Below are 13,128 nucleotides of genomic sequence, written 5' to 3'. Positions count from 1 at the left end.
GTGCGTTTGGTTCAAGCGTCAAGTAAATTGGTGATGTGACCCCGGACCCCCCGAGCCCCCGCTGGCTGACCGCCGAGCAGCGCCTGGCGTGGCTCGACATGGTGCGCGTGCTGACCAGGCTGCCCGCGACGCTCGAAGCCCAGCTGGAGCGCGACGCCGGGCTGACCTTCTTCGAGTACCACGTGCTGTCGATGCTGTCCGAGATCCCCGGCCGCGCCCTGCGGCTGAGCCGGCTCGCCCAGCTCACCAGCGCGTCGCTGTCCCGGTTGTCGAACGTCGTGAAGCGCCTCGAATCCCGCGACCTGCTGCGCCGCGAGCCGGACCCCGACGACGGCCGCGCCAGCCGCGCGGTCCTCACCGACGCGGGTCTGGCCGCCGTCGAGCGCGCAGCCCCCGGTCACGTCACCACGGTGCGCGAGCTGATCGTCGACGCGCTCGACGAAACCCAGCTGCACCAGCTGCACGCCGCGCACGAACGCATCCTCGACCGGCTCGACCCCGCTTCCTCCACCCGGCCGGAGTGGCTGGACACGTGACCTGTCACGCCCTGGGTCGTTGAGGCGATGTTGCGTGCAAGGGAGGCATGGTGGCCAAGTCGGTCAAGTCGCGGAGAGGCCGGTTCGTGTCCGGGCTCGTGCTGGTGGGCGCGGTGATCGGCCTGATGGTCGTGATCCAGTCCTCAATGGAGCAGAGGTCCTGGGCCAGCACGGAGGGCACGGTGCAGGAGCGGCTGAAGTCGGGGAAGAGCGCGTCGGTCAAGGTCGAGTACGCGCTCCCGGACGGCACGAAACAGGTCGCCACGCTGTCGGAGAACGGGCCCGCCCGGCACCCCGGCGAGCGCGTGACGGTCCGCTACGACCTGGAGAACGGCAAGGTCGTCGACGCGGCACTGGCCGACAACGACCAGGCGCACTGGGTGGTGGGCGTGATGCTGGGCGTCGTGATCCTCGGCTCGATCTTCATGAACCTGATCGCGTGGACGCCGAAGAAGCCTGAGTGACCGAACGGCGGCTGGGCACCTGGCCAGAAGTGTTGCCCGAAACCTCAGGCCTCGTTGGTGCCGGGCGTCGGCAAGTACCACCAACTCTTGATCGAATCGCCCTCAACTACAACCAACCTGTTCGCTGTCTGGCGAACCGCCGAACCTGCTACGCCAGATCCGAGAGCTGTTGGTAGCAGCAAGTGGCCTGTTGATGTTGAGTTGGTGGTACTTGCAGACGCTATCCGCGGCGGCGGTGGCTCGCGCCACCGCCGTTCACGGTCCAGAGGGTCAGCGCCAGCCGAGTGCCGGCGCGACGTGCTCGAGGATGTTCTCGATGACGTGCGCGCTGTACTCGACGCCGAGCTGGTTGGGCACGGTCAGCAGCAGCGTGTCGGCTTCGGCGATCGCCTCGTCCTCGGCCAGCTGCTTGATCAGCACCTCGGGCTCGGCGGCGTACGAGCGCCCGAAGATCGCCTTGTTCGGCCCGTCGATGAAACCGACCTGGTCCTTGCTCTCGCCGTCGCCGCCGAAGTACGCGTCGTCCAGATCAGTGGTGATGGCGAAGATGCTGCGGGACACCGAGACCCGCGGTTCGCGCTGCCATCCGGCCTCCGTCCAGGCCTTGCGGAACGCCCGGATCTGCTCGGCCTGCTGAACGTGGAACGGTGCCCCGCCCTCGTCGAACTTCAGGGTCGAGCTCATCAGGTTCATGCCCTGCTCGGCCGCCCACGCGGCGGTGCCGTTGGACCCCGCGCCCCACCAGATGCGGTCGCGCAGCCCCGGCGAGTGCGGCTCGAGACGCAGCAGACCGGGAGGGTTCGGGAACATCGGCCGAGGGTTGGGTCGCGCGAAACCCTCGCCCTCCAGCACCTTCAGCAACACCTCGGCGTGCTTGCGGGCCATGTCGGCCTCGGTCTCACGCTCCGCGGGCTGGTAGCCGAAGTACCGCCACCCGTCGACGACCTGCTCGGGCGATCCCCTGGAGATGCCGAGCTGCAGCCTTCCCCCGGCGATCAGGTCCGCCGCCCCGGCGTCCTCGACCATGTACATCGGGTTCTCGTACCGCATGTCGATCACGCCGGTGCCGATCTCGATGCGCTCGGTCTTCGCGCCGATCGCCGCCAGCAGCGGGAAGGGCGACGCGAGCTGCCGGGCGAAGTGGTGCACCCGGAAGTAGGCGCCGTCCGCACCCAGTTCCTCGGCGGCCACCGCCAGGTCGATCGACTGCAGCAGCGTGTCGGAGGCGGACCTCGTCTGCGAGTGCGGGCTGTCCGACCAGTGCCCGAACGACAGAAAACCGATCTTCTTCATCCCGTGCGAACACTTCCATCCGTTAGTTGACACTTCAACCAGACTACAACCTACAACGCCGCGACGCCCGCGGGCATTCCCACCGGTGCGGATCTGGTTCTCGCGGCAGGTGGACGCCTTCGCGCCAAACGCCGGACGCCCGCGTGATCACCTCCGTAGGATCCCGTGCCACCAAAGGGGGTCAGGGGTGTACGACGGGTTCATCTCCTACAGCCACGCTGCCGACCGGCCGCTGGCCAGGTCACTGCAGCGCAGCCTCCACCAGATCGGCCGTCCCTGGTACAAGCCGCGGGCGCTGCGGGTCTTTCGCGACGACGTGAGCCTCGCCGCGAGCCCGAACCTCTGGTCGTCGATCCAGGAGGCGTTGCTGGCCTCCCGCACCTTCACCCTCATGGCGTGCCCGGAGTCCGCCGCCTCGCCGTGGGTCGGCCGCGAAGCCGCGCTCTGGCGGGAGAAGAAGTCCAGGGAGACGTTCCTGATCGTGCTGACCGGCGGCGAGCTGGTCTGGGACGACGAGACCGGCGACTTCGACTGGGACCGCACCACCGCGCTGCCCCGCGCGCTGGCCGGCTGGTTCGAGGCCGAGCCGCTGTGGGTCGATCTGCGCGAGCCGGAGCGTCGCCGCGGCAAGGAGTTCCGCGCCGCGGCCGCCACGGTCGCCGCCGCGATCCACGGGGTCGCCAAGGACGAACTGATCAGCGAGGACCTTCGTCAGCAACGCAGGCTCGTCGCCGTGCTGGCGAGCCTGCTGTCCCTGGCGCTCGTGGCGGGCGGCGTCGCGGTGTGGCAGCAAGGGGTCGCCGCCGCCCAACGCGACCGCGCGACCGAGCAGGCCCGGATCGCGCTGTCCAGGGCGTTGTCCGGCGAGGCGCAACGCCTCATGCCCACCAACCCGCAACTGGCGATCCGGCTCGCGTTGGCGTCTTGGAGCGCCAACGAGTCCGTGCAGGCCAAAGCCGCGTTGATGAGCACGCTCGACCGGACCAGGCACGTGGTCTCGATCGTCTCCCCCGGAACCGACACGGTGAGCCGCAACCGGGGCGCATCGGCGGGCACGCTCGCCAACGTAGCCATCAGCGCCGACGGTGCCGTGTTCGCCCACGCTTACTCCGACGGACACATCTCCTTGTGGGACACCAAATCTCGCCGGCCCACGGGCGTCACGCTGCCGGAGCGTTCGTTCGCCATGGCCCTCAGCGGCGACGGCCGGTTGCTGGCCAGCGCCAACAGCCTGACGGTGAAGGTGTGGAACACCAAGGACGGCTCCCTCACCCACGACATCCCGTTCGCCGGTGCCGTCCACCGCGTGGCGCTGTCCCCGAACGGCCGGTGGCTGGCCATGTCCGGCGGCACCTCAGGCGGGGCCACGCCGAAGTTCGGTGTGTGGAACCTGGAGACCGGACTGCCGGTGATCAACGTCGAGGGCGACGACGTCCCCGGCGAACCGGTGGAATTCCGCGGCGACCGTCTGTACACAGTCGACGGCCGTTCAGCCAACGCGAAGGTCGTCTCGTTCGAACCGGCGAGCAACACCTGGTCCACGTTCGGCGCGGGCCGGACGTCGCCACACGGCCTGGCGATCAGCACCTCGACACTGGCGCTGCTCAACGGTTCCACCCTCGAACTGCGGGATGTGGGCACACAGGCCAGGACGCGCACGGCCGAGGTGGGCAAAGACGCTTGCTGTGTCAGCATTTCCGCCGACGGACAGCGCATCGCCGTGGGCACCGCGCAGGGCGCGGTCCTGCTGTACGACCAGACGCTCACCCAGACCACCCAGCTCTTCGGTCACCCCGGCCAGATCCGCGATCTGCGGATGAGTGACGACGGCAGGCTCGTCGCCTCGATCGCCGAGAACGGCAGCGTCGTGCTGACCGCACCGGACCACGACGCCCGGTTGCGCGCCAAGCTGCAGGGACCGGCGGGCGTCAGCGGAGTGGCCGCCAGCACCGCCGGAACCGCGGCGATCTCACAGCCGGGCGGCATCGTGCTGCGCGAGTTGAGCACTCTGGCCGAGAAGTCCACCTTCTCCGCACCGAACGGTGCCGTGCGGATCAGCCCGGACGGACAGCGACTCTCCGTGGGGGCGGCGGGCGCCCACAGCACGTGGGACACCACGACCGGCACGCAGGTCGGTTCGATCTTCACCGACGAGGTCGGCTTTCTCGGCGACAGCCGTCACCTCGTCACGGCCCGTTCCAACGGAACGCCCCTGGTCGAGGACGCCGGAAAACGCGGGACGAACCCGGTCGGCGGCTCCACCGTGGACCAGCAGATCGCGACGAACGCCCGTGGTGACGTCATCGCGATCGTGACCAAGGCGCTCGAGGCCCGCGACGGAACCGGGGGAACCGACATCACGCTCTGGCGCTGGGACGGCGGTGAGCTGGACAAGATCCGCCAGATCCACTTCGCCGCCCTCGTCCGGGGCTTCGCGGTGAGCGAGGACGGCGAGCAGGTGGCCGCGTCGGACATCGACGGCCGCGTGCTGCTCGACGACAGCAAACGGCCGGGCGAGCCCGTGGTGTTCGGCCAGGGCGTCGACAGCGCCTGGGCGTCGATGGCCTTCACACCCGGACTGGTCGGCCAGGCGCATCGCGACACCGGCGAGCTGATGCTGTGGAACAGCGCGGACGGCAGTGAAGTCGGCACCTGGCAGCAACCAGGTGCCGCCGGACCGGTGGCCGGACTGGTTGCGACCGGCGGCGGACTCCTGACCGCCGGGAAGGACGGCCTGCTGGCGCACTGGGAAGCGGATCCGGCCGCCTGGGCCCGCACGCTGTGCCCGATGATCACCGGCGGACTGTCCGCCGAGGAACAGCGACGCTATCTCGGTGACATCGACGTGCCCTGGCCGTGCCGCTAGTGCGTGACCATTAACCTTTGCCGTGTTTCGACGGTCGGACGGGTGCACCGCGCTGCTGAGCGCCGAAAGGCACGGTGAAGATTGTGATCACCGCACTCCGGTTCCGGAGGTTCGATCCCGGCGAGGCGGCGGCATTGGCCGACTTCCTCGCCGGCGAGCCTTGGCCGTTCCACGCGGCCGAAACCGTCCAGCGTGAGGACGTGCTCGGACGCGTCGCCGAGGGCTACTACGACGACGAGACGTACTGGATCGAGATCGGCGGCGAGCGGGCCGGGATCGTCCGGCTGTTCGACCTCGAGGACGAGACGCCGATGTTCGACCTGCGGATCAGCGCCCGGCACCGGGGGAAGGGCCTCGGGCGGGCGGCCGTGCAGTGGCTCACGGACCGGCTGTTCGGCGAGTATCCGCACGTCGAACGCATCGAGGGCACGACACGGCAGGACAACGCGGCGATGCGGCGGGTGTTCGGGCGCTGCGGGTACGTGAAGGAAGCGCACTACCGCAGGGCCTGGCCGGACGCGTCGGGCCACCGGCACGACTCGGTGGGCTACGCGATCATCCGTCGCGACTGGCAGACCGGGGAGACCACCGTGCCGGACTTCCACGACGACCAGTGCCCCTGACCACGACGTGATCCACGCCTTCAACCTCAGTCACGACCTGGCCCAGCGGATCCACGCCGTAGCGCGGCACGGGCCGCCGTCACCGCTGAGCCTTCGACCCCGTTCCTCACGGCAGGCACGCCGGCAGCGCCGCGAGCGGGACGTGGTGCTGCCCGGCGTGGATGTCGCGATCCCGCAGCCCTCCCTGGGGAACCGGCCGGGGGAACGAGATCTTGACGACCTTCAGCGAGGGGATCCGGAAGATCTGGACGTCGTCCGAGCGCACGCCGTACAGAGCGGCGACGACGTGCTCGTTGATGATCTCCGGTGCGGCGGCCAGCGCGTAGCCGGCCTCGTCGCGCAGGAACAGCTCCATCGTGACCCAGAACGGGCCGGCGTTCTTGGAGCGGACCTCCAGCGCGAGATCGCCGAACGTCTGCGGGGGCTGGTCAGGCATGGCTGGGCGCCTTCCGGTGGTCGATGCGGAACATCTCGGTGGGCGTGCGGGTGTCGACGACGTGGTTGAGCACGAACTCGTAGACCGGGCCGCGCTCGGTCTCGGCGGGTGAGGTGGCGAACGCCAGGCTGGGCAGGTAGGCCATGTCCGGGGTCGGCAGGTGCAACATCAGCGGGTTGGCGACCTTGGCGACGGCGGTCGCGAGTTCCTGGGTGGCGGCGCGGACCAGGAGCATCACGCCGATCTCGCGGGGCGGGCGGCCTGCCGGGTCCAGGGTCTGCAAGACGGCGTCGTAGCCGTAGCGGCGGAGGTCGAAGTCGTAGTCGGTGCTGTCGAGCCCGAGCGTCTGGGCGACGCGGTCGGTGAAGACCTTCACGAACAGCTCGGTCCAGTCCTCGACGTGGGCGAGGATGTGCTCGTCGCGGATCGCGGTGAAGGACATCGTCTCGTAGCCGGTGATCCGGGCGCCCTCCAGCTTGATCGTGTGCTGCTCGGCGGGGTGGAACCGGGAACCCTCGACCCGCACGCGCCGTGCGTCGAGGGCCGTGTAGGTGGACTCGGTGACGTCCAGTTCACCGGCGGGCTCCCGCATGCGGAACGGGTTCACCGTCTCGTAGAGCATGTGCGCGGCAACGGAGATCGGCGTGCACGCGGCATCGGGATCCAGCGGTTCGATGGTGAATCCGGTGTGGTCGATCGTGGTGAGCACGCCGCCCGTGCGCGGGTTGGTCGTGCACTGCCCGCCGCATTCGACGATCTTCGCCGCGTGCCACGTCGGGCCGGGTGGCATGCCCATCATCAACGGGAACGCGGCGGCGACCGCGGTGTCGGTCGCGCGGCCCGCGAGCACCACGTCGGCGCCCGCGCGCAGGGCCTCCTCGATGGGTTCGTGGCCCATCATGCCGACGACGTGGGTGCAACTGTCCACAGTGGCCTCGTCGAGTGCGGCGGCCGGCGCCAGCGGATGCACCGCGCCCTCGCGCAGGCGTTCGTTGATGAAGTCGGCACGTTGCTCGCTGCGGATCGTCGCGACGGACAGGCCGAGGTTCTCCTCGCGCAGGACGTCGTCTACGACTCCGGCGACCCACTCGACCCCCGAGTCGGTGCCGCTGGTGCCGCAGGACCCGACGATCAAAGGGATGCGGGCCTGGGCCGAGGCCCGCAGCAGCATGCGCAGATCGCGGGCGACGGCGGCAGCGGTCGTCTTGGCGGTGCCCGAACCCAGGTAGTGCGGGCCGGAGTCGGTCGAGCCGGCATCCACGGAGATGACGTCGGCACCGAGCGCGAGCCCTCGGTCCACTGTGGACTGCGCGAAGCCGGCGCCGAGCATGCCCGTGGGCGTCAGCACGCGGACGGCCGCGGCGGGAACGCTCATCGTGGTTGTCCTTCCAGGTTTGCGATGGTCAGAGGGAGACCGCGTGACGGCGGCTCAGAACGGCGACGCGCAGGGTGACCGCGGCGGCCAGTGCGGTGACCACGGCGATGTCGAGGAGCATGTAGCGCCACCCGGTGACGTCGATCATCGCGCCGACGATCGCCGGGCCGATGAACCCTCCCGCGGCCCAGCTCACCGTGTACAGGCCCGTGTACAGGCCGATCACCTGGGCGGACGGCGCCAGGTTCCACAGCACGACGGCGGCGTTGATCAGGAACCCGGACGCGCCGGCGGCAGCCACGCAGAAAGCGACCACGGTGGCGGCGGGGGTCGGCACGAACGTACCGAGGCCGAGCGAGGTGCCGAAGACGACCATCCCGATGGTCATCGTCCGGACGCGCCCGATGCGTTCGGCGAGCAACGCGGCGGGATAGGCGGCCACGAGGAAGGCGACGCCACTGGGGAACGTCAGCGAGCCCGCCGCGCCACGGGACAGCCCCAGCGTCTCCATGCCGTACGGGGTGAAGAGGGAACGCGAGGAGAACCAGGCCGACGCGAACAGCAGCACCGCGGTGACGACGAGGAGCCGGCTGCGGTTCGGGTCGCGCAGGATGTCCTTGATCAGGTCGCGCAGTCTCGCCGCCGGTTCGCTCGCGCGCCCGGCGTCCTCGGCGACCGCGACCTGGTACGCCCTCGACCTGTTGTCGCGCACCCGCCAGACGAGAACCGCGGTGCACACCAGCATGAGCACGGCGGGGACGGTGAACGCGAGCTTCGGGTGGTCGTCCACCATCAGGGCGCTGATGAGGGCGGACACGATGACGGTGAGGCCGGAGGCGATCTTGACCGCGGCGTTCGCCCTGCCCCTGCGGTCCGGCTCGATGAAGTCGGGCAGCAGAGCCTGCGCGATCGGCTTGAAGCTGTTGCCCACCAACGAGTAGACGAAGATGATCCCGATCAGCGCCGGCAGCGCCGTCGCCAGCGGGATCAGGGTGAACAGCACCGCCGCGAGCGGCATGCCCACCGCCAGGTAGGGAATCCTGCGGCCCCACCGGGTCCGGGTGTTGTCCGAGCGGTGGGCGATCCACGGCTGGACGAAGATGCCGAGCAGGTTGTCCATGCCCATGACCAGGCCGACGACCGCCGTGCTCGTGATGTGCTCACGAAGCAGCGGTGGCACCTGTGCGTCGTAGAAGTCCCAGGTCGCCTCCTGCGCGAACACGGCGAGCGCGACGAAGAACGTGATGCGCCTGGCGAGCCGCCGGTCCACCGGCGCGGCGAGTGATGGCACAGAAGCCTCCGTTGGCTCGATGTCGTCGCGGCGATCCCAAACTAGGATGCTATAGCAACATGGTCAAGCAATAGCTTGCACGCAAGCCGTAGTATCAGCGTTCGTGACGGCCGACGAAGATCCACGCGAACCGCAGCTCGAGACGCTGGCCGGGCGGGCGTACCGCTCGGTCCAGGAGGCCATCACCGCAGGTGAGCTGGCACCCAACGAGAAGATCACCGAGCGCGGGCTGGCGGAACGGCTGTCGATGAGCCCCACCCCGGTCCGGGAGGCCATCCGCCGGCTGGAGCAGGACGGCCTGATCAAGAGGACCGGCCCGCGCACCGTCGTCGTCGCGGACATCGGCGCCTCCGCCGTCGAGGACCTCGCCGAGGTGGAGATCGCACTGCGCGGCCTCATCGCCCGGTTCGCCGCCCGGCACGCGACCCCAGCCCAGCTCGACGGGCTGGACGCCACCCTCGACGAGGCGGACGACCTGCTGATCGTCATCAAGCAGCGCGAGGCGGAGGGCCGCCCCGTCGTGAAGCACGTGAACACGTTGCTGGACACCATGCAACGCTTCAACGACGCGGTCGCCGCCTGCGCGGGCAACGCCGTTCTCGTCCGGCTGCTCGAGCAGACCAGGGTGTTCACCCGAGCCGAGCGCCGCACCCGGATGCTGGAGCGGGTCCTCGCGAACCACCAGTACGGCCTCGACCGCTACGCCGGTCACCGCGATCTCGTCCGCGCCCTGCGCGCGGGCGACTCGGCCACCGCGGAACAGATCGCGATGCACGACGTCCGTGGTGGACTCGACGACCTGCGCCGCGCTCCCGGCCCGGCCGGCGTGGAGCCCACGACGACGAACCGCTGAAGCGTCCGACTCCGTCCGACGTTCCGCGATTTCCTCGAATCGGCGGATCGTGGTCCATAGGCTCGATCGCATGACCAGGTTCGGAAAAGCGTTGTCCCTCACCGCAACCACCGCCGCCGTGTGCGCCGCTTCGGTGATGGTGAGCGGTACGGCGGAAGCGGCGTCGTCCCCGATTTCCGCCTGCGGCGGTGGCAGCTACCACGAGATCGACAGCCACAAGCTGGGCAGCGTCGCCACCATCCGCTTGCTGTACAACGGCAGCACCAACTGCGTGGTCACCTGGAAGACGAATCCCGGCGGTTCCAGCCGTCTGCAGGCCGGAATCGCCCGGCAGGAATCAGACGGGATCTTCCGCAACTACGACATCGACGACGACAACTACACCACCTACGCCGGTCCGGCGAAGGCGTCCGCTGCGGGCAGGTGCATCGACTGGGGCGGCGGCGCAACGGTCAACGGCGTGTGGACCGTCTGGTACTCGGGTCCGTCACACTGCGGCTGATGGCCCGCGAGCCATGAACTACGTTGAGGTCATGGAGATCCTCGACATCCCGGTCGCCACTCTCGCGGGCGAGCCGGGCGACCTGAGCACGTTGCGGGGCAAGGTGCTGCTCATCGTCAACGTCGCTTCGCGCTGCGGCCTCACCCCGCAGTACGCCGGCCTGGAGCGGCTCCAGGAGAAGTACGGCGCGGAGGGCTTCTCCGTCGTCGGCTTCCCCTGCAACCAGTTCATGGGCCAGGAGCCGGGCACCTCCGAGGAGATCGCCACGTTCTGCTCGACGACCTACGGGGTGTCGTTCCCGCTCTACGAAAAGGTCGAGGTCAACGGCTCCGACCGGCACCCCGTCTACCAGCAGCTGGTGCAACAGCCCGACACCGACGGAACCGCGGGCGACGTGCAGTGGAACTTCGAGAAGTTCCTCGTCTCACGCGACGGCGAGGTGCTGGGCCGGTTCCGTCCGAAGGTCGAGCCCGAGGACGCCTCGATCACGAACGCGATCGAGGCCGCCCTGCGCTAGCCGGCACCTCGGCCCAGCTGGCTGGGGCGGTACGCGACCTTGCGGGCGCGCATCACCTCACCCAGCGGGCGGTGCTCGACCAGCGCGTTCCACGGGTCGAACTTCGCGGCCTCCACCTGGGCCGCGAACTCCTCGTCCGGCTCCTGTGAACCGATCACCAGTCGCGCCACGGTCCGATACGGCGAGTCCCACACCACCGCGGCGTCCTCGATCGGCGTGCGCGCCTCGTCGAGGAAGAACTGCACCTGCACCTCGTACACCAGCGGGGCCTCGGCCAGGCGGTCGTAGACGTCCGCCGACCAGTCGTCCGGCGCCTGCGGGTTCACCCGGTCCGACGCCGCCCGCACGCGCACCCGGACCGCGTAGGGGCCGCAGGAGATCGGGGCGGCGCTGAAGAAGTCCTCGGTGGCGAACCCGCTGAACGGCTTGTTCAACGCGCCGCGCACCTCCCTGAGATCCCCGAACAGGCGCGGCGACCGGAGCAGGAGACGCAGGATGCCGCGCAGGCCGCCACCACCGGCGGTGGTGATCTGGCTGAACTCCTCGCTGGTCGACGAGCTGAACTTCTCGTGGTTGATCAGCACGAAGTCCTGGCTCGCGGCCGGGCCGCCGAACACCGACTCGCCGTGGACCCCGAGCACCTTGAACGCGAACCCGCGGATGTCCGGCGTGCGGTCAGGCGCCCGGTCGAACCCGCCGTTGGACAGCCGAACCCACACGTCGTAGCGCGCCTCGGTGGCGAAGATGCCGTGCCTGGCCTCGTCCGGGAGATCGGCGAGCACCTCGAGGGTGGCGCGGAGTGCGGGGCGTTGCTTGCGGTGCAGCGCCCGGCCGGTGCCGAACTGCTCGGACTTGCGCCGCTGCATCTCGACGAACAGGTCCGCCTGGTCCCGGTGCCGCTGCGCCTCGTCGGGTGTGACGACCTCTTGCCAGCTCGTGCTCGGTGCGGTCATGGCTCCTGCCATCAGATGTTGGTGCTGTCGGGGATCAGGGACGGCCGCACGTACTCGTACGGCACCGTCCTGCGCCGGTTCCTGGCGACGATCTCGGCCTCGATGCTGTGGATGGAGCCGACGGCGGCTGAGCCAATGCGAAAACCTCTCGGAAGTCTTCGAGACTCTTTTGTCTCAATTCGCCCGCAGAGCCGCCCGGCACCGGCATGAAGTAGTCGACGAGTCCGGCCATGTCGTCGGACCGGATCATGGACGCCGGCTTCAGCGGCGCCGGCGGCTGCAACTCGTGGACGAAATTCCACCCCCCTGCGCTTGAGCAGACGCAGGTTCATCCTGAGCTTTTCCCGGGCTTCGAGCGACCTGACCTGCCAGCGCTTCGCCGGACCGCCCGCGGCGGCCGTACCTGCGGCGACGGGGAAACGTACCGCAGCAACCTGCTCGGCACGTTCTTCGCGGCCGTCGTGCTGCGAAATGAGATACTCGGCCACAATCCCCTCCACCCCTGCGAACGCAATTTCGCGATGATGCCACGAGTTGCGAAAAGCGGCTCGCGAGGGACCATTCACGTCCATGAACTCACCCGCCGAAAACGGTGAAATGCCATACTTCGACGGTGATGACTCTGCGGAACGACGAACCGCTGGCGTTGGCGGTGACGGCGGCGATCCGCGCCGGTGACCTGGCCGCGTTACGAGGGCTGTTGGCCGACAACGACGGCCTGGCGACCGCGCGGATCCTCGACGACAGCGGTAGCTCCCGGACCCTGCTGCACGTCCTGACGGACTGGCCGGCGCGCTGCCAGAACGGTGCGCAGACCGTGGAGCTGCTGGTGGCCGCGGGAGCCGAGGTCAACGCACGGTTCGAGGGGCCGCACACCGAGACGCCGTTGCACTGGGCGGCCAGCGCCGACGACGTCGTGGTGCTCGACGCGTTGCTCGACGCGGGCGCGGACATCGACGCCGACGGGGCGGTGATCGGCGGCGGCACCCCGCTGGCCGACGCGCGGGCGTTCGCGCAGTGGCACGCGGCGCGTCGCCTGGTCGAGCGCGGCGCCGCGGTCACGCTGATCGACGCCGCCACCCTCGGTCTGCGGGACCACGTCGAACGCCTGCTTCCCGCGGCGGCGAACGACATCGACGCGGCGTTCTGGGGCGCGTGCCACGGAGGTCAACGCGAGTGCGCGGAGTACCTGCTGGCGCGAGGTGCGAACGTCAACTGGCTCCCGCCGTGGGAACACCTCACGCCGCTCGGTGCGGCGCTGCGCAACGACTTCGACGATCTCGCCGCGTGGTTGCGGGACCAGGGAGGGAGCTAGTTGCGCGACGCGGAACGGTGGCGGGCTGATCCACGCTCAGCAGGGCACCTCGCGGCACCGCGCTGACCGCGAATTCCCCGGCAACGTTCCGCGCCACACCACAA

General features: G+C 69.5%; 14 protein-coding genes. 8 read left to right on the top strand and 6 right to left on the bottom strand.

Annotated elements, in window-relative coordinates; all coding sequences use genetic code 11:
- The first annotated feature begins 35 nt into the window (after positions 1-35).
- Positions 36-536 (top strand): MarR family winged helix-turn-helix transcriptional regulator, encoded by a 501-nt coding sequence (locus SK803_RS46120; protein WP_319972600.1) that lies wholly within the window; start codon positions 36-38, stop codon positions 534-536.
- Between the two features lie 47 nt (positions 537-583).
- Complete coding sequence (locus SK803_RS46115; RefSeq protein WP_319972599.1) at positions 584-1,000, top strand: DUF3592 domain-containing protein; 417 nt, start codon at positions 584-586, stop codon at positions 998-1,000.
- A gap of 270 nt (positions 1,001-1,270) precedes the next feature.
- Here SK803_RS46115 and SK803_RS46110 read toward each other — a convergent pair whose 3' ends face one another.
- Positions 1,271-2,293: an LLM class flavin-dependent oxidoreductase gene (locus SK803_RS46110; RefSeq protein WP_319972603.1), complete on the bottom strand. Its 1,023-nt coding sequence runs from the start codon at positions 2,291-2,293 to the stop codon at positions 1,271-1,273.
- A 187-nt stretch (positions 2,294-2,480) separates the two neighbouring features.
- On the opposite strand from SK803_RS46110, the gene SK803_RS46105 reads away from it, so the two are divergent.
- Both SK803_RS46105 and SK803_RS46100 read left to right on the top strand, forming a co-directional pair.
- Complete coding sequence (locus tag SK803_RS46105) at positions 2,481-5,159, top strand: toll/interleukin-1 receptor domain-containing protein (RefSeq protein ID WP_319972598.1); 2,679 nt, start codon at positions 2,481-2,483, stop codon at positions 5,157-5,159.
- Positions 5,160-5,242: 83 nt separating this feature from the next.
- A complete protein-coding gene (locus tag SK803_RS46100) occupies positions 5,243-5,782 on the top strand; it encodes a GNAT family N-acetyltransferase (RefSeq protein WP_319972597.1) in 540 nt (179 codons plus the stop codon).
- Between the two features lie 106 nt (positions 5,783-5,888).
- Here SK803_RS46100 and SK803_RS46095 read toward each other — a convergent pair whose 3' ends face one another.
- From SK803_RS46095 to SK803_RS46085, 3 genes are read right to left on the bottom strand one after another with little or no spacing between them, the layout of a single operon-like run.
- On the bottom strand, positions 5,889-6,218 hold the full coding sequence (locus SK803_RS46095) for a DUF4387 domain-containing protein (protein WP_319972596.1): 330 nt from the start codon (positions 6,216-6,218) through the stop codon (positions 5,889-5,891).
- Positions 6,211-7,593: an acyclic terpene utilization AtuA family protein gene (locus SK803_RS46090; protein ID WP_319972595.1), complete on the bottom strand. Its 1,383-nt coding sequence runs from the start codon at positions 7,591-7,593 to the stop codon at positions 6,211-6,213. Before SK803_RS46090 ends, SK803_RS46095 begins: the two co-directional genes overlap by 8 nt.
- A 28-nt stretch (positions 7,594-7,621) precedes the next feature.
- Positions 7,622-8,884, bottom strand: coding sequence for an MFS transporter (locus SK803_RS46085; protein ID WP_319972594.1), 1,263 nt, complete (start codon positions 8,882-8,884; stop codon positions 7,622-7,624).
- Positions 8,885-8,987: 103 nt separating this feature from the next.
- Here SK803_RS46085 and SK803_RS46080 point away from each other — a divergent pair, with 103 nt between their 5' ends.
- The 3 genes from SK803_RS46080 (at position 8,988) to SK803_RS46070 (ending at position 10,756) form a co-directional block, all read left to right on the top strand.
- Entirely contained in the window at positions 8,988-9,737 is a 750-nt protein-coding gene (locus SK803_RS46080) for a GntR family transcriptional regulator (RefSeq protein WP_319972593.1), read from the top strand.
- A gap of 70 nt (positions 9,738-9,807) precedes the next feature.
- On the top strand, positions 9,808-10,239 hold the full coding sequence (locus SK803_RS46075; RefSeq protein ID WP_319972592.1) for a spore-associated protein A: 432 nt from the start codon (positions 9,808-9,810) through the stop codon (positions 10,237-10,239).
- Between the two features lie 31 nt (positions 10,240-10,270).
- Positions 10,271-10,756, top strand: coding sequence for a glutathione peroxidase (locus SK803_RS46070; RefSeq protein ID WP_319972602.1), 486 nt, complete (start codon positions 10,271-10,273; stop codon positions 10,754-10,756).
- Here the strand turns inward: SK803_RS46070 and SK803_RS46065 are convergent.
- Together SK803_RS46065 and SK803_RS46060 are read right to left on the bottom strand one after the other, a co-directional pair.
- Positions 10,753-11,709, bottom strand: a complete 957-nt coding sequence (locus tag SK803_RS46065) for a catalase family protein (protein WP_319972591.1) — start codon at positions 11,707-11,709, stop codon at positions 10,753-10,755. The two genes, SK803_RS46070 and SK803_RS46065, sit on opposite strands and share 4 nt — an antisense overlap.
- 11 nt (positions 11,710-11,720) lie before the next feature.
- Positions 11,721-12,281, bottom strand: a complete 561-nt coding sequence (locus tag SK803_RS46060) for a hypothetical protein (protein WP_319972590.1) — start codon at positions 12,279-12,281, stop codon at positions 11,721-11,723.
- A gap of 44 nt (positions 12,282-12,325) precedes the next feature.
- On the opposite strand from SK803_RS46060, the gene SK803_RS46055 reads away from it, so the two are divergent.
- A complete protein-coding gene (locus tag SK803_RS46055; RefSeq protein ID WP_319972601.1) occupies positions 12,326-13,024 on the top strand; it encodes an ankyrin repeat domain-containing protein in 699 nt (232 codons plus the stop codon).
- The last annotated feature ends 104 nt before the right edge of the window (positions 13,025-13,128 follow it).

Source organism: Lentzea miocenica (assembly GCF_033949945.1).
Taxonomy (GTDB): Bacteria; Actinomycetota; Actinomycetes; order Mycobacteriales; family Pseudonocardiaceae; genus Lentzea; species Lentzea miocenica.
This window is presented reverse-complemented; position numbering and strand designations above follow the sequence as displayed.

What these genes read in the sequence shown, in the direction of transcription:
- SK803_RS46110 (WP_319972603.1), bottom strand. Translation starts at nt 2,293, where the DNA reads ATGAAGAAGATCGGTTTTCTGTCGTTCGGGCACTGGTCGGACAGCCCG.
- SK803_RS46060 (WP_319972590.1), bottom strand. Translation starts at nt 12,281, where the DNA reads ATGGACGTGAATGGTCCCTCGCGAGCCGCTTTTCGCAACTCGTGGCAT.
- SK803_RS46055 (WP_319972601.1), top strand. Translation starts at nt 12,326, where the DNA reads ATGACTCTGCGGAACGACGAACCGCTGGCGTTGGCGGTGACGGCGGCG.
- SK803_RS46090 (WP_319972595.1), bottom strand. Translation starts at nt 7,593, where the DNA reads ATGAGCGTTCCCGCCGCGGCCGTCCGCGTGCTGACGCCCACGGGCATG.
- SK803_RS46075 (WP_319972592.1), top strand. Translation starts at nt 9,808, where the DNA reads ATGACCAGGTTCGGAAAAGCGTTGTCCCTCACCGCAACCACCGCCGCC.
- SK803_RS46070 (WP_319972602.1), top strand. Translation starts at nt 10,271, where the DNA reads ATGGAGATCCTCGACATCCCGGTCGCCACTCTCGCGGGCGAGCCGGGC.
- SK803_RS46095 (WP_319972596.1), bottom strand. Translation starts at nt 6,218, where the DNA reads ATGCCTGACCAGCCCCCGCAGACGTTCGGCGATCTCGCGCTGGAGGTC.
- SK803_RS46065 (WP_319972591.1), bottom strand. Translation starts at nt 11,709, where the DNA reads ATGACCGCACCGAGCACGAGCTGGCAAGAGGTCGTCACACCCGACGAG.
- SK803_RS46115 (WP_319972599.1), top strand. Translation starts at nt 584, where the DNA reads ATGGTGGCCAAGTCGGTCAAGTCGCGGAGAGGCCGGTTCGTGTCCGGG.